This is a genomic window from Burkholderia sp. PAMC 26561 (genome assembly GCF_001557535.2).
In the GTDB taxonomy this organism is placed as follows: Bacteria; Pseudomonadota; Gammaproteobacteria; order Burkholderiales; family Burkholderiaceae; genus Caballeronia.
This window is the reverse complement of the sequence record NZ_CP014315.1, coordinates 261,676-284,555: the sequence shown is the minus strand read 5'-3', so window position 1 is coordinate 284,555 and position 22,880 is coordinate 261,676. Positions and strand designations below refer to the sequence as shown.

Here is a 22,880-nt window from a genome sequence, read left to right as displayed (position 1 = left end):
AATGAACGTGGACCGGAATCGCGAGTTCGAAGGCAAGACGGTGCTGATCACCGGGGCAGGGAAGGGCATTGGCTACGCGACTGCGTTACTGATGGCCGAGCGCGGCGCACACGTGGTTGCGCTGAGCCGTTCTCAGGCTGACCTGGATGCGCTCGCCGCGCTGATCGATTGCAAGACCATAGCGGTCGATCTCGCGGATGCAGCCGCCACGTTGAAGGCTGCGCAAGAAGCGCAGCCGGTTGACTTGCTCGTGAACTGCGCGGGCATTGCCGAGCTCGGCGCTTTCCTCGATGCAACCATCGACGCTTTTGATCTTACGATGGCCGTGAACGTTCGCGCCGCAATGATCGTCGCGCAGGAATGCGCGCGCAGCATGATTGCGAGGGGCAACGGTGGCGCGATCGTCAATGTGTCGAGTATCGCTGCTCAGGTCGGAACGCCTTTGCACGCGTCGTATTGCGCATCGAAGGCCGCGCTGGACGCATTGAGCCGCGTCATGGCCGTCGAACTCGGCGTTTATGGCATACGCGTGAACACGGTCAATCCGGTCATCACGCTCACGCCCATGGCGGAAAAAGTCTGGAGCGAGCCGGCAAAGTCCGATCCCATGCTGGCTCGCATCCCCTTGCGTCGATTCGTGCAGCCCGAAGAGGCGGCCCGCACGATTGCGTACCTTCTCGGCGAAGATTCAAGCATGGTCAACGGCGTAAGCCTGGCTTTGGACGGCGGCTTTCAGGCCGGCTGATTTTTATCCACGTTACCCCTTTGCAGAGGGCTTCAATCATGGAAGCACTGGTTCTTGAAGAAGCGCGTCGCATCAGCTTGCGTCCGTTCACATTGCCGCAGGTCGTGGGCCCCCGCGACGTGCGCATCCGCATCAACACGGTTGGCATTTGTGGCAGCGATATCCACTATTATCAGCATGGGCGCATCGGGCCGTTTGTCGTGAACGAACCGATGGTGCTCGGTCACGAAGCCGCAGGCACGGTGATCCAGATCGGTGACGAAGTCACGCATCTGAAAGTGGGGGACCGCGTTTGCATGGAACCGGGCGTGCCCGATATGGAGTCACGTGCATCGCGCGAAGGTCTGTACAACCTCGATCCAAGCGTGCGTTTCTGGGCAACGCCGCCGGTTCATGGATGCCTGACGCCATTCGTCGTGCACCCGGCCGCGTTCACGTTCAAGCTGCCGGACAACGTGACGTTCGGCGAAGGCGCGATCGTCGAGCCGCTGGCTATCGGCATGCAGGCCGCGACAAAGGCGAAGATCAAGCCAGGGGACGTGGCTGTCATTCTCGGCGCTGGAACCATCGGCATGATGTGTGCGCTGGCCGCGCTTGCGGGCGGTTGCAGCCGCGCGATCGTGTGTGATCTCGTGCCGGAAAAGCTCGAGTTGATCGGCGGCGTGCAAGGCGTGACGGCCGTGAACATCCGGGAGCGCAAGGTGAAGGACGTTGTCGCCGAACTCACCGATGGCTGGGGCGCAAACATCGTCTTCGAAGCAAGCGGCAACGAGAAGGCGTTCGATGGCATTGTCGACCTGCTGTGTCCGGGCGGTTGCATCGTGCTGGTCGGCATGCCGCAGCATCCGGTGCCCATCGACATTGTCGCAGTACAGATCAAGGAAGTACGGATGGAATCGGTCTTCCGTTACGCCAACATGTTCCCGCGCGCGATCCAGTTGATCGCGTCGGGCCGGCTGGATGTGAAGCCGTTCATCTCGCGCTCGTTTGCATTTGCCGACGGCATCAAGGCCTTCGAGGAAGCGGCGAGCGGCAATCCAACCGACGTCAAGGTTCAGATCGTGATGGAATGACGTTCAGGTCCATTCCTGGGGTAACGGACCATTGCGCCCGGCGACAGGATCGCTGCGCGGAAACGGCAACGCTTCCATTGCAGCGATCTCTTCCTTCAATAAAGCATCGCGCCGGATATCCCATTGCTGCCCTTCTGGATACGCGCCGACAACCTGGAAGCGTCCTTCCGTCGATTGCAGACAATGTCCCGTGCCAGCCGGAAGCAGCACGACATCGCCGGCTGCGACAGAAACAACTTCGCCTCCCGGCCCGCCGATGATCACCTCGGCCTTGCCAGAAATCACTGCAAGCGCTTCATGCGCCGTCGAATGAAAGTGGTGGTAATCGAAGATGCTGTCGCGCCATTGCGGCAGCCATTCGTTGCCCGCGAGCAGCGCTTCGAAAGTCTTGCCGAGATCCTTTGTTGACGGATCGACCGCTCGTCGATAAATCAAAACGGGCAAGCGGCTATTGTTGGGAACCCACGCATGCGGTGCGAGCTTGAGCGTCTCAAATGCGATATCCGCCGGATGAAATGCCGAGTCGAATTCGTGTTTCATGATCAGGACCTCCTTGCTTTAACTGCCTTCACGTAACGTGCTATGAATGTCCGTGTCTCGCCGTCAGGAAACAAAACGGCGACGCGATCACCGCTCATCATTTCCACGTGGCCATTTCCGTATTTACGGACCTGGACCGCATCCCCGGGATTCCATACTTTGGCGGCCCGCTTCGGCGTGGAAGCGGGCTGCTGCAATTCGCGCGGGCTCGGTACGACCGTTGGCGGGGAAACGCAGTTGTCGCACTTGCAGCAGACGCCGCCATCGAGTTCGTCGGGCATGCTCAATACAGCTTCATGCAAACGAGCCGCATCCAGATGCGCGTGAAAATAATCGAGCAGGATGCGCCAGCGGCACTGGCCCCTTTGCGCGTAACCGATCATCCGTTCAAGCACTTCGCGATCGTGTGCTGCCCTCTGCGTGAACCGTTGCGCGGCTTCCTGCATATCGTGCGGGGCGTCGGTGTCGAGCACGGTCACGCTGCCTTTGCGTGTGCGTCGAATCATCCGCATGTCCTGCAACACGGATAGCACCGTCCGTAATTTGTTCAAGCCAATCTCAGGCAGCGCTTCGTGCAGCGAGTCGATGGGTGTATCGATCAGCTTGCGTTCATTCCCGCTCGCGAGCTTTCGCAGGGCATCGGCACAACGCGTAAGCGTTTCGACACTCGGATAACGGCCGCTCAGGAAAAATTGTTGGACCTGCTTGTCCTTCAATTCGAACAGCAGGATGCAGTGCGCTTCGGCTCCATCGCGTCCCGCGCGGCCGGCTTCCTGGTAGTAGGCTTCCCGGCATCTGGTGGTGAATGACAAAACGGATATCCGGTTTGTCGATACCCATGCCGAAAGCGTTTGTCGCGACCATCACACGGCATCGATTCTCCATGAACGCGTCTTGCGCCGCCGTGCGTTCTGATGCGGACATCTTGCCGTTGTACCGTTGAGCTTCTATTCCCGCTTCCATCAATTCCGCGTGGACCGCATTGCATTCGGCAACCGTCGAACAATAGACAATGCCAGTCCCTTCTAGCGCCTGAATCCGTTCAAGCAAACGCGTGCGTTTCTCTTTCGGATTGGTCAGTTGTTCGACCGCAAACACCAGGTTGTCCCGATACACCCCTGTATTGATGACCTGTGCGTCCTTCATATCGAGCTCGCGCAGGATGTCTTCTACAACTGCAGGCGTTGCCGTTGCAGTCAGCGCCAGAACGGGCGGCCTGCCAAGCGCCTTGATGGACTGCAGCATCTCCACGAAAGCCGGCCGGAAGTCGTGACCCCACTGCGAGATGCAATGCGCTTCATCGATCACGATCAACTGAGTCCCGGGCTTGCCACGCTCGTTGAGCATTTCGACAAAATCCGGCTTTGCCAGCCGCTCGGGGGTAAGGAACAAAAAGCGGCTCTCGCCTGAATGGATGTCGCGGATCGCCTGCCGTTCATCCGCCGCCGAAAGCCCGCTGTGCAGCGCAACCGCCGCGATACCGGATTCCCGCAGCTTGTCCGACTGATCTTTCATCAGCGATATCAGCGGCGAGACCACGAGCGTCAGGCCGCCGAGCTGCAACGCCGGAAGTTGATAGCACAGCGACTTGCCCGCGCCCGTGGGCATGACGGCGAGCGTGTCGTGGCCGTCAAGGACGCTGCGGATCACTTCCTCTTGCCCGGGTCGCAGTGCATCGATGCCAAAGACATCATGCAAGGACGCCTTGAGCCGCTTCTTCAGCGTGCCCTGAAGCAGCTCCTTGATGGGTTTGCCCAGCTTGGATTCGGTCGTCACATGCGTGCCTGTACTGATAAAGGGGAATGTCCTTGTCTCGCTACTGCACTGAGCAAACGCGGTGCCGCGTTCTGCCAGACTTCCAAAACCAATACCGATAACTGTCATATTGCTTTCATACATGAAACTTACACTTCGCCTTCATTGCGCGCCGGTCACTACTTAAGCCGGACGCAACCTACCCACAAACCCGGACAAGAAGACATGCAAGAGCAGCCCGATTTTTCCCGCCGCAAGACCCTGAAACTGCTGGTCGGCGCACCCATGCTGCCTTTGGGCGCTTTCTCCGTTTCGACGCTTTTGTCCGGTTGTGGCGGTGGCGACGACGCTGTTGCGGGCACGTCGGCATCGTTCAAATCGGCGGCGTTTTCGTCGATGGCTGCGCCTTCTCTCGCCAACCCCGCAGCCATGGCAACGACCACGGTCGCGTCGACGCTCACCGTAACCATGAGCGACGGCAGCACGCAGGACTACAAGCTCGCGTACCAACCTTTCTTCGTGACCGGCGACATGGTTCCGAACGGCAACGGCGGCACGATCCTGAGCGGCGGATATTTCGATATCAACAACCAGCCGATCATCGACCGTTCGGTGCCGGGGAAGGAGCGCCAGTTCTTTTCGGATTGCCCGGATGGAAGCTCGCTGCTCTCCCTCGATAAACCCACCGTCCCCGGCATCAAGGGCCGTGCCGTGTTCGCCGTGGTCCAGTTCGAATACGCAACGCGCGACCAGAGCCTCGTGTCGGCGTATGGACAACTGCCGTCGCCGATCGCGGTATTGACGCTCGATCAGGACCAGACCACGGGCAAGCTCACGCTCGTGAAGTATCACAACGTGGATACGTCGAAGGCGAACGGTTTGTGGATCACATGCGGGGCGAGTCTTTCGCCGTGGAACACGCATTTGTCGAGCGAGGAGTACGAGCCGGACGCAACGACCATATCAAGCAACGCGCAGTTCAAGGCCTACAGCACGAGCCTCTACGGCGATGCAACCCGCGCCAATCCCTATAACTATGGCCACTTGCCCGAAGTGACCGTGAATCCGGACGGCACCGGCACGATCAAGAAGCACTATTGCCTCGGCCGCATCTCGCATGAGCTGGTCCAGGTGATGCCGGACAAGCGCACGGTGATGATGGGCGACGACGCGACCAACGGCGGCCTGTTCATGTTCATCGCGGATCGTGCGGAGGATCTGTCGTCCGGGACGCTGTATGTGGCGAAGTGGGCGCAGACGTCATCGGCTGGAGCGGGGTCGGCGAACCTCACATGGATCAAAATTGGCAGCGCCACGAGCGCCGAGATCGAAGCGATGGCCTCGCGCCTGAAGGCATCGGACATCATGGATGTGGCGACCAAGGATCCGCTCGATACCAGCTTCAAGAAGATCAATTACAACGGCACGTTCAACTGGATCCGCATCAAGCCGGGCATGGAGAAGGCGGCTGCATATCTCGAGACGCATCGCTACGCGGCATTCATTGGCGGGAGTCTGGGATTTACGAAGCTCGAAGGCACGACCGTCAACGCTAAGGACAAGGTCGTCTACACGGCGATGTCGCGCGTCGAGAAGTCGATGGTGAAGGGCAACTCCGCCTCGACCGATGTCGCCGTGGACGCCGCCATCAGCGCCGGCGCGGTCTATGCGCTGAACCTTAAATCAGCGCAGAAGGACACGAGCGGCGCCGCGATCAACAGCGAATGGGTTCCCGTCGATATGGCCGCGCCGACCGCCCTCGTGGGCGAAGACCTCGCGACGCCGGATGCCCTGGGCAACACGGCGAGCGCCGCGAAGATCGCGAATCCGGACAACGTAAAGTTCTCGGAGAAGTTGCGCACGCTCTTCATTGGCGAAGATTCCAGCATGCACGTGAACAACTTCCTGTGGGCTTATAACGTCGATACAAAGACCTTGTCGCGTGTGCTCTCGTGTCCGGCCGGCGCAGAATCCACGGGCCTTCATGCCGTCGATGAAATCAACGGCTGGACCTACGTCATGACGAACTTCCAGCACGCGGGCGACTGGGAAAGCCCGGTTCACGACAAGGTGAAGGCCACGCTGGACCCGCTCGTGCGGGCCAACTACAAAGACCGCTTCGGCGCCACCGTGGGTTACCTCACCGCCGACACGACCAGCATCAAGCTTGGCAAAAGCTAGGACCCTTTGCGGTAGCCGTCGTCAAGTGTCTTCAGGAACGCGATGATGTCCTTCATTTCCTGGGCCGTCATCGCGGGCTTGTCGCCGAACTTGCGATCGAAGGGTGCATCGGCTACGTCGATGTTCGCGTGCAGTTGGGCGGGAAGATCGTCGTATTTGTTGACCTTGCCATCCGCGCCCTTCGGATAGAACTTTTCGGGGGCAGTGTTGCGCTCGTTGTAGAACGCCATGACGTCATCGAGCGAATGATAGACGCCGTTATGAAAGAAGACCTGGCGCGTGGCGGCGTTGCGCAGCGTGGGCGTGAGGAACATGCCGCAATATTGCGTCTGGTCCTTGATGTCACTGCGGAAGGGACCGCATACGCCCATGTCGAAGAACTTGGGATCGTTGTTGATCGCAAGCTTGGTATTGCGCGGCACGCCCAGTGCTTCGTACTGGTAGTCGGTGAACATCGGCGGCGTGCCGTCGGAAGCGGGCTTCGACAAGTGGCAGCCGGCGCAGTTCGCTTTGTCGGGATCGTTGAAAAGACGCAGGCCGTGCAGCTCCGCTTGCGTCAGGCGCGCCTTGCCTTCGAGCCAGTAATCGTACTTGCTCGAATACGGATGAAACGCCTGCTCTTCGATCTGATAACGCGCGACCGCGAACATGGCCTCGGACGTTGCCAGCTCCGTGCTCTTGAAGATGTTCGGGCCGAACAACTGCTTGAAGTCGCCCATGTAAGCCGTGCGCTGCAGTTTGGCCGAGACATCCTCGAGACTCGTGTTCGCCATTTCAACGGCATTGAGCATCGGGCCTGATGCCTGTGCCTGAAGGGTGTCGGCGCGGCCGTCCCAGAAAAAACCGCCTTGCGGGACCATTGCAGGCGCGGCGGGTGCAGTACCCGCGTTCTTTTGCGCCCGGGCGGTGCCGGCGGCTTGCGAGGCCAGGGCAGCAAAATCGGGCGGTGCTTCGGCTTCGCCGGCATCGGGGCCAATGCTGAAATTAGGCTGCAAATACAGGTACATCAGCGAAGGCGGCGGACGATACCCCTGCAACGTCATGTGCGGTCCGCCGAGTTGCACGGACAGGTTGTTCGGCGGTCCGAACGCATGGTCGGGACTGTGGCACGACGCGCACGATTGCGTGCCGGACGCGGACAGGGATTTATCGAAGAATATCTTTTGGCCGAGCAACGCGACGGCGCTCAGCGGCGCGACTGGCGGACGGCTCAGCATGACGGGATTCGGATTGGCGCCTGTCAGGTCTTCCACGATGTCGCCAACACGAGCGGGCACGGTCGCCGGATAAAGCACGGCCCAGATGCAGAACACGAACGCGGCAGCGAACGCCGCGGCGATGCACCAGAGCAGGACGATTTTCGGGCGCGGCAGGCGTGGTTTCTGCCCGGCATTCGGCGACATGGAAGGTGTGGCGGTATGCGACATGGGACCTGAGAGGATACAAAAAGCAGTAGTGAAAAAGTCGCCGCCCATTACGGGACGGCGACAAGGTACAAAGCACGGCTTCGCGTCAGCGTGCAACGCGCGGCTTATAAAATCAGATTGCCGGAACCGATGCGACCGGCGTACCGAGGTTCTGATCGATGAACACCTTCGGGTTGCTGCCCGCGCCGCTGAAGTTGAACAAGCTCATGATGCTGCCGGCAGTTGCGTCGAACGAACCACCGCCGAGGCGATTGCCATTGAGCCAGTTGTCTTCAATGAAGCGCGTGACCGATGCCTGGCTGATCTGCGTGTGATCGACATAGTTCACCTTCGCCCACGGCGAGATCACGATGAACGGCGTACGCGTGCCGGGACCGCAACGGCCATTGACCGGTGCGCCCTTCACACCCAGCGGAGCCGTGCCCGTGCCGCACTTGCCGGCGCCGTTCACCTGATCCGCGATCGCGTCGAAGGAAGCGGACGTCGGCGTCGCATAGGCATGGTCGTACCAGCCGTCCGAGTCATCCCACGCCACGATCACAGCGGTGCTCGCCCAATCCGGCTGCTGCTGCAGGAAGTTGACGACCTTCGAGGTGAAGGCCTGTTCGTCGAGCGGGTCCGAGTAGCCAGCGTGGCCGTCCTGGAACGCCGGCGCCTTGATGAAGCTGACCGACGGATAGTTACCGGCCTTCACCGATGCAAAGAAGTCATCCGTGTCGTACTGGTGGTTAGCCGGTTCCGGCGTCTTGCCATCGGCTTCGAGCGACAAGCCGATAGCAGCCTGCGAGCTCGGACGTGCGTGCGTCGGGTTCGCCGTCGACGCGAAATACTGGAACCAGTTGTGGTGCGGCACGTAGTCGGCCGTTGCCTGACCCACCACCGGCGACAACGTGCTGCGCTTGCAGGCCGTCGTGCCGTTGCTGTTCACGGTCGCCAGGTTGAAGCCGCCCATGAAGCCGCCCCACGAGATGTTGGCCGCGTTCAGCAGGTCGCCGATGTTCTTGCCGGCCATCAACGCGGTATCCGTCGTGCTCGAGCACGTGTCGTTAGCCGGGTCGACGTCGTTGATCATCGTGAAGCCGCCCTGGCCGTCATTGACGTAGTAGCTGCCCGTGTTCGTCGCGCTGACCGGACCCTGGCTCGCTTTCACGACCTGCATGCCGTTGGTCTGGCCCGACACCACTTCGAGCGCGCCAGGCGTCGACGGACCGTAGGTGTCCGTGTAGGCGTTGTCGCTCATCGCAAAGTGTTGCGCGTAGTTCCACAGCGCGCCGACCGTGTTGCCGTCGTAGTAACCCATGACCTGGCCGGCTGTGCCGAACGAACCAGCGCCGCCCGCCGTGCCTTTACCCGTGAACTTCGGGAAGAGGTCGGCCGCGCCGTTGTCATAAGCCTGTTGTTCCGCACGATAAGCATGGTTCTGGTCGGCCGATGCAGCTTGCGTACGGTCGAGACGGAACGGGTTCGCAGCCGCTGCGCCATTCAGCGTGTTCGTGAAGTTCGGGTTCGCCGTCAGCAGCGCCCCGCTCAGCCCGTTCACCGCCGGCGTGCCCGCGGCGGCCGTGAACACCGGCTCGCCGGCCGGGTTCGCTGCGTTCGGGTAGGTCGCGAAGTAATGATCGAACGAGACGTTCTCGTTATAGATCACGACGACGTGCTTGATCGGCGTGGCCGTCGCGAGACGGTTCTGGATCGACTGTGACGAGTCGGGGTTGCTGTCGTTGCCGCCGCCGCATGCATAGAGGCCGATGGCCATTGCTGCAGTGGGTACGCCAACCAGTAAGGCTCGACGAAACATGTGTGAAGCTCCGATGTCGTTTGTTGTGTGTAAAGCGGGTGGCCGCGTGGCCTGTGGGGACGAGTCCGGACTTGATGGCCATTTTTCGTTTCCGCCCGCATTGGAACACCTGCACATGAAGCGCAAAAGGCGCTGCGCTTTCGCCACGGTTACTTCCACATAACAAGCAGAAAGAGTTGGTAAGGACGGGTTCCAAAAAGATGACGCTCAGGCTCACAGGCAGTCATGCCAGCGTCACACGGCGCTCAGATAATCCGTCCCGCTGTAACCGTTTTCATCTCTTTCCCGACTGGCCCATGCACTCCACCATCAGAGACGTTGCCGCACATTCCGGCGTCTCCATTGCCACCGTATCGCGTGCGCTCAACACGCCGGAGCTGCTCAACGCCGAGACGCTCGCAAAGGTGCGCGAGTCCATCGAAGCGCTGGATTTCATGCCCAGCGCGCGCGGCCGGCAGCTTCGTGGGGTGCGCACGCGGCTCGTCGGCGTGGTCGTGCCGACGCTCGCCAATCCGGTGTTTGCAGAGTCGCTGCAAGGTATCGATGAAGCTGCGTCCGCCAGCGGCTATCGGCTGATGCTGATGACCACCGCCTACGACAGTGCGCGCGAACGCCGCGCCATCGAAACCTTGCGCGAGCAGCGCGTGGACGGCCTGATTGCGACCGTGGCCGACGCCGAATCCAATCCGCTGCTCAATGAACTCGATCGCATCGGGTTGCCGTATGTGCTCGCGCATAATGACACCGCGTGCCGTGCGGCGGTATCGGTGGATAACAGGCGGGCCGCGCGCGATGGCGTGCGCGCACTCCTGCAGCGCGGCCACAAACGCATCCTGATGCTTGCCGGGTCGTTTGCCGAATCGGATCGCGCCCGGCTGCGGTATCGCGGATATGAAAATGCGATGCTCGACGCCGGCCTCACGCCCTACGCGCCGCTCGAGATGGACTTCAACGCGGAAGAGTTGCCGGCCAGCTTGCTCGCGCATCTCTCGGACCCGTTGCGCCGGCCGACTGCGCTTTTCTGCAGCAACGACCGCCTCGCGATGATCGTGATCCGCGGCCTGCGTCATGCGGGTCTGCTGGTTCCCGGCGATATCTCCGTGCTCGGCTTCGATGGCATTCCACTCGGCGAGTGGTTATCGACCGCGCTTTCGAGTGTCGCCACGCCGAATCGCGAGATCGGCCGGCACGCATGGCGTCATCTGGCGAAGCAGCTCGGTTTGCCCGACAGCAAAGCCATCGACGAAGCCGCGAACGAAGCTAATGAGCCCATTCCCTTCAAGTTGCCTCATAACGTGCGAACCGGCGCGACTATCGCGTCATACATCGAACCTGCGGCCCGGATGGCCGCTCTCGAACCGGAGAATCCTGCATGAAAATCCGTCAACTCCTCGCCACGCTGCTTGCCGCGACGGCCACCTTTTGCGCGGCTGGCGCCGCGTATGCCGACGGCACCGCGATCTGCTACAACTGCCCGCCGGAATGGGCTGACTGGGCGAGCCAGATCGAAGCCATCCAGAAGCAGACGGGCATTCGTGTTCCCTTCGACAACAAGAACTCCGGCCAGGCCATCGCGCAGATGATGGCCGAGCAGAAGAGCCCGATTGCCGACGTGGTGTATCTCGGCGTGTCGTCGGCGTTCCAGGCGAAGGACAAGGATCTCGTGCAGCCGTACAAGCCGGCGCACTGGAACGATATCCCGGCCGGCATGAAGGACCCGAACGGTTACTGGTTCGCAATCCACTCCGGTACGCTGGGCTTTTTCGTGAACAAGGACGCGCTCGATGGCAAACCCGTGCCGCGTTCATGGGCTGATTTGTTGAAGCCGGAATACAAGGGCATGGTCGGGTATCTGGATCCATCGTCCGCGTTCGTGGGGTACGCCGGCGCGGTTGCGGTGAACCAGGCGCTGGGCGGTACGCTCGATAACTTCAAGCCCGGCCTCGACTGGTTTGCGAAGATGAAATCCAACGCGCCGATCGTGCCGAAGCAGACTGCGTACGCGCGTGTGATGTCCGGTGAGATTCCAATCCTGCTCGACTATGACTTCGATGCTTATCGAGCGAAATACAAGGATCACGCGAACGTGGAGTTCGTGATTCCGAAGGAAGGGACCATCGTCGTGCCGTATGTGATGAGTCTTGTCAAAGGCGCACCGCATCAGGCGAATGGCGAGAAGGTGCTTGATTTCGTACTGTCCGACGCAGGACAGCGCTTGTGGGCCAATGCGTTCCTGCGTCCGGTGCGTGGCGGTACGCTGCCGCCCGATGTCGCCGCCAAATTCCTGCCGGCATCCGACTATGCGCGTGCGAAGGATGTCGATTTCGCGAAGATGGCTGCGAAGCAAAGTGCGTTCGGCGAAGAGTATCTTCGTGTGATGCACTGATTTTCAGTCATGCAAGATTCCACCTTCTCCACGCGCGCACGGATTGCGTTGCTCGCGCCGGCGCTCGCGGTGTTCATCGCGTTCTGGTTGCTGCCGCTCGTTGCGCTGCTGCAGGCGAGCGCCGTGCCCAATGCGTTGAGCGCGTATCGCGAGGTGCTGACCAACGCGCGCTATCTGCACAGCCTCGTCGCGACGATCGCGTTGTCACTGGCGGTGACAGCGGCGACGCTGGTATTGTCGACAGTGGCGGGCTTGTTCCTCGCTCGCCGGGATGTGCCGGCGAAGCGCCTGCTGGTCGCGTTGCTGACGTTCCCGCTCGCGTTTCCGGGCGTGGTGGTGGGATTCATGGTGATCATGCTGGCCGGACGCCAGGGTTTGATCGGCGCCATCTCCACGCGGCTCACCGGCGATCGCTGGGTGTTTGCGTACTCGCTCAGCGGTTTGTTCCTCGGCTATCTCTACTTCTCCATACCGCGCGTGATCGTCACCGTCATGGCGGCTGCGACCAAGCTCGATGCGTCGCTCGAAGAGGCGGCGCGTTCGCTGGGTGCATCGCCGTGGCGGATCTTCGCCGATGTTGTCCTGCCCGCCCTGATGCCCGCGTTGATCGCGGCGGGAGCCGTCTGTTTCGCGACCGCGATGGGCGCATTCGGCACGGCGTTCACGCTCGCCACCGACCTCGACGTCTTGCCTATGACCATCTACACCGAGTTCACGCTCAACGCGAACCTGGCAACGGCGGCGGCCTTGTCGATTGTGCTGGGTCTTGTCACGTGGGCGGTGCTGGCGGTTGCGCGCAGTCTGACCGGCGCGACCGTCGCGGCCAATGCATGAGGTCAACCGATGCCTGAATTCATGAAGCCGCGCGGTCTGCTTGTTGCTGCACAAACGGTCGTCACACTCGCGCTCGTCGCGTTCATGGTCGTGCCCGTCGTGATGTCGGTGATGGCCGGCCTGACCGTCAATTACTTTCGCGGCATATCGAGCGGACTCACGCTCAAATGGCTCGGACAAGTATGGGCGATGTACCAGGGCTCCGTCTGGTTATCGATAGAAATCGCGCTCGCCACGCTCGCCATCACGCTCGCGATAGGCGTGCCCGCAGCCTACGCGCTCGCGCGCAGCAACAGCCGCTCGGCGAGGTGGATCGAAGAGCTGCTCGTATTGCCGATTGCCTTGCCCGGACTTGCCACGGCGCTCGCGCTGCTTTCCGTGTATGGCGGCTGGAGCGCGTTTCGCTCCAGCATGTGGTTCATCGTGGCAGGGCACGTCGTGTTCACGCTGCCGTTCATGGTGCGCTCGGTCGCGGCCGTTTGCGCTGGAACGGATCTGCGCACCATGGAAGAAGGTGCAGCGAGTCTTGGTGCGTCGTTCACGCAGCGGTTTTTTACCATCGTGCTGCCCAACGCGCGGCCCGGCATTGTTGCCGGCGCGCTTGCGGTGCTGACGTTGTCCATCGGCGAATTCAACCTGACGTGGATGCTGCATACGCCCGATACGAAAACGCTTCCCGTCGGACTCGCCGATGCCTACGCGTCGATGCGCCTTGAAATCGGCAGCGCGTACACGATACTTTTCCTGTTGATGACGCTGCCATTGTTGATCGCGATGCAGTGGCTCGGCGTCGATCCCGCCGGCGCACAAAGCGCTCGCGCGGCGGCAAAACGCAAACGTGCATTGCGACGTGTCCCCGACGCGTTGCCCGTTCAAACCCCAACCGTAAAGACCGCACGATGAGACTCGAAGCCGTCCCAGTCACCCTCAGCCGATGCGCGAAAACGTTCCGCGGACAACGCGTGCTCGAACCCGTCGATTTATCGATAGAACCCGGCGAAACGCTTGTATTGCTTGGGCCATCGGGTTGCGGCAAGACGACTACGTTGCGTTTGATCGCCGGGCTCGAAAAACCCGACGCGGGTGGCCATGTCCGCTTTGGCGCCGACGATGTCACCGCACTGCCTATTGAACGTCGTCAGGTCGGCATGGTATTCCAGAACTATGCGCTGTTCCCGAACCTCACGGTGCGCGGCAACGTGGGTTATGGTCTGCGCATTCAGAAGGTGGAGGCATCGGCGGCGCGTCGCCGGGTCGATGAATTGCTGGCGATGACCGAACTCACCGCGCACGCCGACAAGCCGATCACCGAGCTGTCCGGCGGGCAGCGGCAACGCGTTGCACTCGCACGCGCATTGGCGCCGAGACCGCGTGTATTGTTGCTCGATGAACCCCTGACCGCGCTCGATGCACGTCTGCGCGAAACCCTCCGCGCCGAAATGAACGCACTGCTGCGCGAGCTTCGCGTGACGAGCATTTACGTCACGCACGATCAGTCGGAGGCGATGGCCCTTGCTGACCGCATTGTGGTGATGAGTGCAGGGCGGATTGAACAATGCGGCACGCCGCGCGAAATCTATTACCAGCCCGCGACGCGCGCGGTCGCGCAGTTCATCGGCACGTTGAATCGTGTCGCCGGTGAGTGCCGCGATGATGCGTTCATTGCATCCGGCGGCGCGATCAACGTGAAGGGACTTGTCGCGCAGTTGCGTGTTCAGGATGGCGCACGGTCAGAAGTATTTTTCCGTCCGGAGGACGCCGAACTCGTCAATCCCGAGTCCGCGCAATTACGCGGCGCGGTGGAGTCGGCCATGTTCCTTGGCGAACGCACGCGCCTCAGGATCAAGGATGCTGCCGCCGATGCGTTGACTGTCGATGTCCCTGGACGTGTGGAACTTGCGCAAGGGACTATTGTAGGGATATCGGTACGCGACGAGGGCTGGGTCGCGCTGCACTAATCTGGAGAAAGACCGTTATGCTGTTAGCTCAAATTTCCGACCTGCATATCAAGGTTCCTGGTGCGCTGGCTTATCGAAAAGTCGATACCGCCGCTTGTCTGCGCCGTTGTGTGGAGCGTCTCAACACGATGAGTCCGCGACCCGATGCGGTCCTGGTGACGGGGGACCTGACAGACTTCGGGACAGTGGAAGAGTACCGGCATGTGGCCGATTGCCTGAAGCCGCTGACGATGCCGGTGTATGTAATGGTCGGCAATCACGACGACCGCGCCACGCTGCGCGAAGTATTCGATGCCGATTATTTGCGGAAAGCGGGTGCAGGTGGCGACTTCGTGCAATTCGCGTTCGATCTTGGCGAGTTACGGGTCATCGCGCTGGATTCGCAAATTCCTCATGCAAGTCCCGGCACTTTGTGTGACGCGCGCTTGCAGTGGCTCGGACAGCAGTTGGACGAAGCACGTGAGCGGCCGGTTATCGTCGCGTTGCATCATCCGCCGTTTGCAACCGGTATCGGACATATGGACGACATGGCGCTCGACGCCGAAACTGCCGGCAAGCTCGAGGCGCTGATCGCGAAGCATCCGAACGTGGAACGTGTGTTGTGCGGGCATGTGCATCGGCCGGTGCATCGACGTTTTGGCGGGACGATCGCATCGATCGCGCCATCGACTGCGCATCAGGTCGTGCTTGATCTTCATGCCGATGCGCCATCGCGTTTTGTGCTTGAACCCGGCGCGTTCGCGCTGCATTACTGGAACGCGGGCGTCGGGATGGTTTCACATCACGCGTATGTCGAGCAGTTTGACGGGCCGTATCCTTTTTTTGATGTGGATGGGGCTTTGGTGGATTAGCGTTCGTCCTGTGTCGTGAGGTGCGCTTTTCCATCGGGTGCGAAATGCGTACCAAAACGCACGAGCCCGGTTTGATGCAAATGACACGTCATCGTGAAGCTGAGCAGCATGTTGTCGTGCTTGTCGGCTGGTTCGATTTCGATGGCCTTCAGTCGTGGCTCATACTTGAGCAGCGTACTTTCGATCTCACGCCGCAGCGTATGCGCGGACGCAGGCATGTGCCGATAGACCTTTGATAAATCACCCAGACCATAATCAGGCAGATGGGCAAGGCTGTCGCGGCGGCTGTTCAAGATCCGCTGGATGTTGTCGCGCACCGACAAGAACGTTTGCTGGTTGCGATTATGGAGGTCTATCGGATCGCCGTTGGCGAAGTGACCCGTCAGTGCTTCGAACAAACCGGGGCCGCCGTGCGTCACGACGTAACGTCATCCGCAAACACTTCGAACTCAACGCCGATTCCGCCTTCATCCGAATATGAGAGTCTGATCGCCGGGGCCTTCGTGTCTTGCGCCGCCCGGATGAGCAACTCGCGCGACAACACAGGCAGGATTTGCTGATCGAGCAAACTGTCGGTATTGCGTGCGCCCGAGTCGGGCAATTGGCAAGCGCGTACGAGTTCGTCAATGAGCGCGTCGTCGCAAATGAGGGGCAAGCCGAACTTGCGCTCGACGCGCTGCGCCACCTTATCCAGTTTCATGCGCACGATGGTTGCCATTGCCTCAACCGAAAGCGGTCGATACACAACCGTCTGGAAACGCGCAAGCAACGCCGGCTGGAAGTGATCGATCAACTGAGGCCTGATGGCTTGCATCAACATGCTCGTGGTTACATCGCCACCAGCTTCCTGCACGGCATCGTATGCAGCCATGATCTGATCGCTGCCCAGATTCGATGTCATCACAATCACCGTATTGCGGAAATCGATGACACGCCCCTCGCCATCGCGCATGAATCCGCGATCAAAGACCTGGTAGAAGACGTTGAGCACATCGCGATGCGCCTTCTCGACCTCGTCCAGAAGAATCACGCTATACGGCCGGCGGCGCACGGCTTCGGTCAGCACACCACCTTGCCCATAACCGACGTATCCCGGCGGCGAGCCCTTCAGCTGTGAAACCGTGTGCGCTTCCTGATACAGGGTGCACGCGGTCAGAACAAACGGAAATTTTGTCGAGCCGTATTCAGTCGACGCCGTGGTCGGCTTTGAGACATCGAACGGTTCACGGTTCGAGTACGCGCCGTTTGCTTCATTTCGCCATCGAGGCGGCATGTTGCGGCACGAAATGCCCGAACGATATTTCCACACACGCACACGGCGCGGGCCGTCGGGGCGATTTAATACGTGGGTGGTGCTGGGCGGCCACGCCTGGGACAACGAGACCGCCATGCACGATGAAACGCTCTCGCTTGCAGTGACCGGCACGAATGGCATGTTGCCTCGCAAGGGCTTGAGAGAAGCCAGCATCAATCGTATGCGCGGTGGCTTTACGAATGTCGCGTCGGTGAGGAACCTGAGCGCGCCAACTTTGCCTGTTTATCCGCCGACGGGTGATCGTTTTCACTGGCGCGTGCTGTCGCATCTGGCGCCAAACTACCTGTCGCTGCTTGATGCCGAGATCCTGCGCGGCTCACTTGCGCTCTACGACTGGACTGACGGCGAGCTAAACCGCCGTCGCATTGAAGCGATCACCGACGTCAAGCATCGTCCGCTGCAAAAACTCGTGAAGGGCGGCCTGCTGCGCGGCGTGGAAATCGAGGTGACGTTACAGAGCGACAAGTTTGCTGGCGATGGGGATCTTGCGCTGTTCGGCGAAATGCTGAACCGCTTCCTCGCGCTCTACGCGACGGTGAACCTTTACACGCGGCTCGTGATCGTGTCATTGCCCACGGGACGCCGTATCACGTTTGCCGATTGCGAAGGCGACGGAGCGCCGTTTTGAAGTCCCCGCTTCCGGCGTTACTCCCGGCAATACTCCCCGCGTTGCTGCGAAACGCTACGCAGATGAACTTCATGCGTTTCTGCGAATTGCTTGAGCTCGCTGCGCCCGACGACGCGCCGCTTGGCACTACCGATTCGCCATCGAACGAGCTCGTTCGCTTCCGGTCGCGTCAACGCCTGGGCTTTCCTGGCAAGGAGATCGATGCAGTCGAGTACGACTACGACGACGTATCCAAGCCACCCTCTGTGCGCACGACCTTTCTCGGTCTTTACGGCGTCGATGCGCACATGCCATCGTATTTCATCGATGAAGTCGCGCAGAACCGCGACGGCGCCGAACCGCTGTCGGCGTTTCTCGACATGTTCCACCATCGCATTGCGACGCAGTTTTATCGGGCGTGGAGAAAGTATCGCTTCCCGGCGGGCTTTAAAAAGGGCGGCACGGACGAAGTTTCGCGTTGTCTGGTAAGCCTCGTGGGATTGGGTATCGGGCATCCATCGATCGAAAAGACGGTCGGTACGCGCAAGTTGCTCTCGATGCTTGGTCTCGCCGGCCAGCGCACGCGTACGGCCGAGGGACTCGCGGGCGTGCTGCAACACGCCGTACCCGATGCAAGGATCACCGTCGCGGAATTCCATCCGGTCTGGATTCATCTGACCGAATTCGAGCCGACCGCATTAGGCGAGAACTGCGTGCTCGGACGCGGTTTCTACGATCGCGGCAATTGCGTGCGCGTGGTCATCACACCCATAACGTGTGAGTCGGTGTTAGGCCTTACGCCTGGCCGCCAACTTCACGGTGAAATCATGGCGCTGCTGCGGTTTTACCTCGGGTACGAAGCAAATGCACATCTGGAGATGCACGTCTCTCCAGAGTTGATGCCGAGGGCGGATATCGCTTCAGACCAGGTTCGTCTTGGATACACAAGCCAGTTGGAGCAACTCGAGCGCCCGTACAAAACAGGCGTCATCACGCGTGTGCAACTCGGCACATGGAATGGCCAAAGCGAAAACACGGAACACCGCAATGAGCAATAAAATCAACCGCTGCGCGATCTTGTCTGCCGCGCTGTGCACCAGCCTGCTCGTCACCAGCTGCGGCATCGCCCAGTCTGTGAAAACCGGGACCGTGGACGCAGCGAAGTGGGCATTCACCACCCAGGTCAAGGCGATGAACCTCGACCTCATAAGCCGGTCGTCGTTGAATACGAACGGCGCGGGACAATCATTGTCTACAGTGCTCCGCGTCTATCAGTTGAAGACGCCACAGGCGTTTGAGCAACTCGATTATGCGCAGCTACAAAGCAATGATCTGGACGCTCTGAAACCCGACCTCTTGACCACAACGGACGTCGTGCTTCGGCCGAATGCAAACGCGAGCATCAGCGAACCGATGAGTGACGATACGGAGTATGTTGCGATCGTGGCGTTCTTCCGGGAGGACAATCAACGAGCAACTTGGCGGATGGTGCTGCCACGTAAGCAGTGGAAGCAGAGTGATCCTGTTCGCATCGAGGTGAAGGACAGTTCGATGGCGCTTATCGGCAAGGGGCCGCAGGCGGTCAAGCAACAGGCGACGGTGCGCAGTACACCTCGTCCAGTGCTTGACCCGCAGCCGACTAAAACGGTCGTGACGGCACAAGGCACGGTACCGAAGCCAGCAGGAAAGCTTACCTCTTCACTTGACGACTGGACGCGGCCAGTCGACTAGCATCTCACGGGCCGAATCAAGACGGCGTTCTCAGCGCCGTCCAGCCGCTCAAAAAATCAAAAATAATGGCAGACGTAATCTAGCGTCTCGATCACTTCAATATCGAAACTGGTATTAGCCGGCACCGCGATCGATTCACCCGGACCGTACTCGCGCCATTGTTCCTCGCCGGGATTTCGCACGCGGCAGCGGCCTGCGGTGACATCGATTTGCTCGGCGGCTTGTGTCGAGAACGTCAGCGATGCGGGGAATATGACCCCTAGCGTCTTGCGCGTTCCGTCGCCAAGCAGGACGGTATGCGATACACATTTTCCATCGAAGTAAATGTTCGCGCGCTTGATGATCGACGCGTTGTCGAATTGCGTATTGGTCGTGTCCGATGCCATTCGTGAAGTCCCTTGTTCCGGTTGATGTATCCGCGGCATTTTAACCGGGCTGCGTGGCCACGCCATTCAAACGGGAAAACTCGTCGTCGACAAGATCTCCTTGAGCACCATGAAGCTGCGCACCTGCCGCACACCCGGCAGATAAAGCAATGCTCGGCATGCAGCTTGTTGAAGCTCTCGCTGTCGCGCGTACGGATAAGCATGAAGTAATCGAACTCGCCTGTCACGACGTGACATTCCATGCAACCCGACACTTTTTGCGCGGCCTTTTCGAAGGCGGCGAAGGACTCGGGCGTCGATCGATCCAGCACCACGCCAATCATCACCAGCATGCCGGCGTTGAGTTTCTTTGGCGCAAGCAACGCAACGATCCCGCTGATAAATCCCGCCTGCTTCAATCTTTCGACGCGACGCAAGCACGCCGGCGCACTGAGATTGACCTTCGCGGCAAGCGCCACGTTGGAGATGGAAGCATCGCGCTGCAATTGCCGGAGGATAGCGCGGTCAACGCGATCGACCTCGGCGCCTTGAGAATCAGGCGTCTTGACGCTTCCCCGCGATATAGCACGAACTTTTGTTGCGTTCATCGGCAATGGTTCACATGTTAATTAAGTGAAAATCCAGATTAAGCCTCGTAAATAAGGATAAAGTATTTTTCTTTGCAACACCGATCGCAGCGAATTTTTTTACCATATTCGTATCGACGCAAATGGTTGCGGCGACTTGGCTGATCACCGGAGCGAGACATGAATCTGAAGAAATTTCCGCGGCATGCACTGACGTTTGGCCCCACGCCAATCCAGCCGCTCAAGCGTTTATCGGAACATCTGGGCGGGAAAGTCGAGCTGTATGCGAAGCGCGAGGACTGCAACAGCGGGCTGGCATTCGGCGGCAATAAAACCCGCAAGCTCGAATATCTGATCCCCGAGGCGATTGCGCAGGGCTGCGATACGCTGGTGTCCATCGGCGGAATTCAGTCGAACCAGACGCGACAGGTCGCCGCCGTCGCCGCGCATCTGGGCATGAAATGCGTGCTCGTGCAGGAGAACTGGGTCAACTATTCGGACGCGGTGTATGACCGTGTCGGTAATATCCAGATGTCGCGGATCATGGGCGCCGATGTCAGGCTCGTGGCGGATGGCTTTGATATCGGTTTCCGCAAGAGCTGGGAGGACGCGCTGGAAAGCGTCAGGCAGGCAGGCGGCAAACCTTATGCGATTCCTGCGGGCTGCTCGGATCATCCGCTTGGCGGGCTGGGATTCGTCGGCTTTGCGGAGGAAGTGCGGCAGCAGGAAGCGGAACTTGGCTTCAAGTTCGATTACATCGTGGTGTGCTCGGTGACGGGCAGCACGCAAGCGGGCATGGTGGTGGGGTTTGCAGCGGATGGACGCGCGGATCGGGTGATTGGTATCGATGCATCGGCGAAACCTGAGAAAACCCGCGAGCAGATCCACCGGATTGCGCGGCAAACGGCGGAGCAGGTTGAACTCGGGCAGGACATCAAAGCGAGCGATATCGTGCTGGACGAGCGTTACGGCGGCCCCGAATATGGTCTGCCAAATGAAGGCACGCTCGATGCAATCCGCCTTTGCGCAAAGCTGGAAGGCGTGCTGACCGACCCGGTCTACGAAGGCAAGTCGATGCACGGCATGATCGACAAGGTAAAACGCGGGGAATTTCCGGCGGGATCGAAGGTGCTTTATGCGCATTTAGGCGGCGTACCGGCGCTCAACGCTTACAGCTTCATCTTTCGCGAGGGATAAAGAAAAGGGCAAGGGAATAAGCCTGCCGCTCCATTCGTTGAATAATCAGCGCTTAGCCGCCGACAGGGTCCTTACAGGGACTTTTCGGCGGCTAAGCGCTTTGATCTACCGATGGAATAGATCTGAACCTTGAGGTGTTGTATCGAAAGCAGCCAGGAGAAACCAGACGGTAACGGCCGCAACCACTCCACACTTACGGGCTCCACCCATGTTCAACTTGCTCATTTCCCTCCGTCGTCTTGTTGCATCCGGGACCCCGGTGCCTGCCGGCGCGGCTTTGTCGAAGCATTCAAGCGGGGATGTCATGTCAATTCTGTCCAGTCGTTCCATTCGTACAGCCGCGTTGTTTGTGTCAGCGATCGCGACGTGTTCTAGCGCATTCGCCGCGGCATCCATCGACCCGCCGCAAGCGGAACAGGTCATGTCCACGACCGCTTCCGGCGTACAGGTCTATTCATGCGAATACGATGCGCAGCATCACCTGGCGTGGGTATTCAAGAGTCCGCTTGCAACGCTTTACGATACCAGCGGGCAAGCCGTGATCAAGCATGCGGCCGGACCGTCATGGCAAGCGGACGATGGCAGCCGTATAGTCGGCCACGTGCTTGCGCAAACGCCCAGCGCAACCGCTGAAAGCATCCCGCAGTTGCTGCTGGAAACACACAGCGCGGGCGCGAGCGGTACGCTGTCCAATATCCGCTATGTTCAACGCATCAATACCGTCGGCGGTCTGATGCCCGCGGCCGCGTGTACAGCGGAACACCAGACGGGCAGTTCTCCGTATATCGCGAACTACGCTTTCTACAAATAGCATGACAAGGACGACCATGATGCAGTCCAGATTCTTATCGAGCTTTCACACAATTCGCGCGGGACTGCTGGTGGCGGGATTGATTTCGTTGTCCGCTTGCACGGCGCTCAGCGTGGTGACGCATTCCGTGTCGCCGAATGAAACCAGCGTTCCAGCGGGGCGCTACAAGCTCGACGAGCATCACTGGAACGTCAGCTTCGACGTGGACCACTTCAAGTATTCGCGCTTTGTGATGCGCTTCGATAAAGCCGATGCGCAACTGAACTGGAACGCGGGCGGTATGGAACAAAGCACGGTGGAGGCGACTATCGATGCAAACAGCCTGGACACAAATGTCCCCATTCTCAACAAGATGATCAAGGGCAATGACGTGCTGAACGTGGATACGTACCCGACCATGCATTTCGTCAGTACGCAGTTCAAGCGCACGGGGGATCAAAAGGGCGAGCTGACCGGCGACCTCACCATTCGTGGCACGACGCGGCCAGTGACGCTGGCGGTCACGTTCAACGGTCATGCCAAAGACCCGCTGACGAAAAAAGAAACCCTCGGTTTCTCCGCCGATGGTCACTTCAGTCGCGCTCAATTCGGGTTATCGACATGGTATCCGGCTGTGGGCGACGACGTACATGTCGCGATTCAGGCGGAGTTCGATGCGGACGGGCAGTAAGCAGCGCCTCAATGAGCAGATTGCGGTCATCTAAAGTGCGCGTGATTTT

General features: G+C 59.9%; 20 protein-coding genes and 4 pseudogenes. 15 read left to right on the top strand and 9 right to left on the bottom strand.

The window, feature by feature from the left end; translation table 11 throughout:
* Window position 1: 1 nt before the first annotated feature.
* Both AXG89_RS35930 and AXG89_RS35925 read left to right on the top strand, forming a co-directional pair.
* Window positions 2-745: an SDR family oxidoreductase gene (locus tag AXG89_RS35930; RefSeq protein WP_075358159.1), complete on the top strand. Its 744-nt coding sequence runs from the start codon at window positions 2-4 to the stop codon at window positions 743-745.
* A gap of 38 nt (window positions 746-783) precedes the next feature.
* Entirely contained in the window at window positions 784-1,818 is a 1,035-nt protein-coding gene (locus tag AXG89_RS35925) for an NAD(P)-dependent alcohol dehydrogenase (protein ID WP_075358158.1), read from the top strand.
* 3 nt (window positions 1,819-1,821) lie between these two features.
* On the opposite strand, the gene AXG89_RS35920 is transcribed toward AXG89_RS35925, so the two are convergent.
* Genes AXG89_RS35920 through AXG89_RS44535 form a run of 3 tightly spaced genes read right to left on the bottom strand, consistent with a single transcriptional unit; the run spans window position 1,822 to window position 4,134 of the window.
* Entirely contained in the window at window positions 1,822-2,358 is a 537-nt protein-coding gene (locus AXG89_RS35920) for a cupin domain-containing protein (RefSeq protein WP_075358157.1), read from the bottom strand.
* A gap of 2 nt (window positions 2,359-2,360) precedes the next feature.
* The gene (locus AXG89_RS44540) at window positions 2,361-2,909 is read right to left on the bottom strand and encodes a RecQ family zinc-binding domain-containing protein (RefSeq protein WP_335672019.1); all 549 of its coding nucleotides are present in this window, start codon (window positions 2,907-2,909) and stop codon (window positions 2,361-2,363) included.
* Window positions 2,910-2,967: 58 nt separating this feature from the next.
* Window positions 2,968-4,134 carry a RecQ family ATP-dependent DNA helicase gene (locus AXG89_RS44535; RefSeq protein WP_335672018.1) on the bottom strand — a complete coding sequence of 389 codons (1,167 nt, stop codon included), beginning with the start codon at window positions 4,132-4,134 and terminating at the stop codon, window positions 2,968-2,970.
* Between the two features lie 204 nt (window positions 4,135-4,338).
* On the opposite strand from AXG89_RS44535, the gene AXG89_RS35910 reads away from it, so the two are divergent.
* A complete protein-coding gene (locus tag AXG89_RS35910) occupies window positions 4,339-6,294 on the top strand; it encodes a PhoX family protein (RefSeq protein WP_062001324.1) in 1,956 nt (651 codons plus the stop codon).
* Here AXG89_RS35910 and AXG89_RS35905 read toward each other — a convergent pair.
* Together AXG89_RS35905 and AXG89_RS35900 are read right to left on the bottom strand one after the other, a co-directional pair.
* Window positions 6,291-7,721 carry a cytochrome-c peroxidase gene (locus tag AXG89_RS35905; RefSeq protein ID WP_062001325.1) on the bottom strand — a complete coding sequence of 477 codons (1,431 nt, stop codon included), beginning with the start codon at window positions 7,719-7,721 and terminating at the stop codon, window positions 6,291-6,293. The genes AXG89_RS35910 and AXG89_RS35905 overlap by 4 nt on opposite strands.
* 112 nt (window positions 7,722-7,833) lie before the next feature.
* On the bottom strand, window positions 7,834-9,519 hold the full coding sequence (locus AXG89_RS35900) for a phospholipase C (RefSeq protein WP_062001326.1): 1,686 nt from the start codon (window positions 9,517-9,519) through the stop codon (window positions 7,834-7,836).
* Between the two features lie 296 nt (window positions 9,520-9,815).
* Between AXG89_RS35900 and AXG89_RS35895 the strand changes: the two genes are divergently transcribed.
* From AXG89_RS35895 to AXG89_RS35870, 6 genes and pseudogenes are all read left to right on the top strand, one after another.
* Window positions 9,816-10,895 carry a substrate-binding domain-containing protein gene (locus tag AXG89_RS35895; protein ID WP_062001327.1) on the top strand — a complete coding sequence of 360 codons (1,080 nt, stop codon included), beginning with the start codon at window positions 9,816-9,818 and terminating at the stop codon, window positions 10,893-10,895.
* A complete protein-coding gene (locus AXG89_RS35890; protein WP_062001328.1) occupies window positions 10,892-11,905 on the top strand; it encodes an ABC transporter substrate-binding protein in 1,014 nt (337 codons plus the stop codon). Before AXG89_RS35895 ends, AXG89_RS35890 begins: the two co-directional genes overlap by 4 nt.
* Before the next feature lie 9 nt (window positions 11,906-11,914).
* The gene (locus tag AXG89_RS35885; RefSeq protein ID WP_075358156.1) at window positions 11,915-12,739 is read left to right on the top strand and encodes an ABC transporter permease; all 825 of its coding nucleotides are present in this window, start codon (window positions 11,915-11,917) and stop codon (window positions 12,737-12,739) included.
* A 27-nt stretch (window positions 12,740-12,766) separates the two neighbouring features.
* Window positions 12,767-13,642: pseudogene (locus AXG89_RS35880) on the top strand (ABC transporter permease); the annotation flags it as partial.
* Entirely contained in the window at window positions 13,639-14,697 is a 1,059-nt protein-coding gene (locus AXG89_RS35875) for an ABC transporter ATP-binding protein (protein WP_062001330.1), read from the top strand. The pseudogene AXG89_RS35880 and the gene AXG89_RS35875, both read left to right, overlap by 4 nt.
* Before the next feature lie 17 nt (window positions 14,698-14,714).
* The gene (locus tag AXG89_RS35870; RefSeq protein WP_075358155.1) at window positions 14,715-15,548 is read left to right on the top strand and encodes a phosphodiesterase; all 834 of its coding nucleotides are present in this window, start codon (window positions 14,715-14,717) and stop codon (window positions 15,546-15,548) included.
* On the opposite strand, the gene tssE is transcribed toward AXG89_RS35870, so the two are convergent.
* On the bottom strand, window positions 15,545-15,967 hold the full coding sequence (tssE, locus tag AXG89_RS35865; protein WP_062001332.1) for a type VI secretion system baseplate subunit TssE: 423 nt from the start codon (window positions 15,965-15,967) through the stop codon (window positions 15,545-15,547). The genes AXG89_RS35870 and tssE overlap by 4 nt on opposite strands.
* A pseudogene (locus AXG89_RS35860) lies at window positions 15,964-16,686 on the bottom strand (AAA family ATPase); the annotation flags it as partial. The pseudogene AXG89_RS35860 and the gene tssE, both read right to left, overlap by 4 nt.
* On the opposite strand from AXG89_RS35860, the pseudogene AXG89_RS42645 reads away from it, so the two are divergent.
* The 3 genes and pseudogenes from AXG89_RS42645 to tssJ all read left to right on the top strand — a co-directional run.
* Window positions 16,685-17,491: pseudogene (locus AXG89_RS42645) on the top strand (type VI secretion system baseplate subunit TssF); the annotation flags it as partial. The pseudogenes AXG89_RS35860 and AXG89_RS42645 overlap by 2 nt on opposite strands.
* A 62-nt stretch (window positions 17,492-17,553) precedes the next feature.
* Entirely contained in the window at window positions 17,554-18,528 is a 975-nt protein-coding gene (gene tssG, locus AXG89_RS35850) for a type VI secretion system baseplate subunit TssG (protein ID WP_075358153.1), read from the top strand.
* Window positions 18,518-19,201, top strand: coding sequence for a type VI secretion system lipoprotein TssJ (tssJ, locus tag AXG89_RS35845; protein ID WP_083637805.1), 684 nt, complete (start codon window positions 18,518-18,520; stop codon window positions 19,199-19,201). Before tssG ends, tssJ begins: the two co-directional genes overlap by 11 nt.
* 56 nt (window positions 19,202-19,257) lie before the next feature.
* Here tssJ and ppnP read toward each other — a convergent pair whose 3' ends face one another.
* Window positions 19,258-19,587: a pyrimidine/purine nucleoside phosphorylase gene (ppnP, locus tag AXG89_RS35840; protein WP_075358151.1), complete on the bottom strand. Its 330-nt coding sequence runs from the start codon at window positions 19,585-19,587 to the stop codon at window positions 19,258-19,260.
* A 66-nt stretch (window positions 19,588-19,653) separates the two neighbouring features.
* Window positions 19,654-20,174: pseudogene (locus AXG89_RS35835) on the bottom strand (Lrp/AsnC family transcriptional regulator).
* A gap of 159 nt (window positions 20,175-20,333) precedes the next feature.
* Here AXG89_RS35835 and AXG89_RS35830 point away from each other — a divergent pair.
* The 3 genes from AXG89_RS35830 to AXG89_RS35820 all read left to right on the top strand — a co-directional run bounded on the left by AXG89_RS35830 (window position 20,334) and on the right by AXG89_RS35820 (window position 22,831).
* Window positions 20,334-21,350: a 1-aminocyclopropane-1-carboxylate deaminase gene (locus AXG89_RS35830; RefSeq protein WP_075358150.1), complete on the top strand. Its 1,017-nt coding sequence runs from the start codon at window positions 20,334-20,336 to the stop codon at window positions 21,348-21,350.
* A 349-nt stretch (window positions 21,351-21,699) separates the two neighbouring features.
* The gene (locus AXG89_RS35825; RefSeq protein WP_373408607.1) at window positions 21,700-22,161 is read left to right on the top strand and encodes a DUF3455 domain-containing protein; all 462 of its coding nucleotides are present in this window, start codon (window positions 21,700-21,702) and stop codon (window positions 22,159-22,161) included.
* A gap of 16 nt (window positions 22,162-22,177) precedes the next feature.
* Window positions 22,178-22,831, top strand: coding sequence for a YceI family protein (locus tag AXG89_RS35820; protein WP_062002291.1), 654 nt, complete (start codon window positions 22,178-22,180; stop codon window positions 22,829-22,831).
* Window positions 22,832-22,880 lie beyond the last annotated feature (49 nt).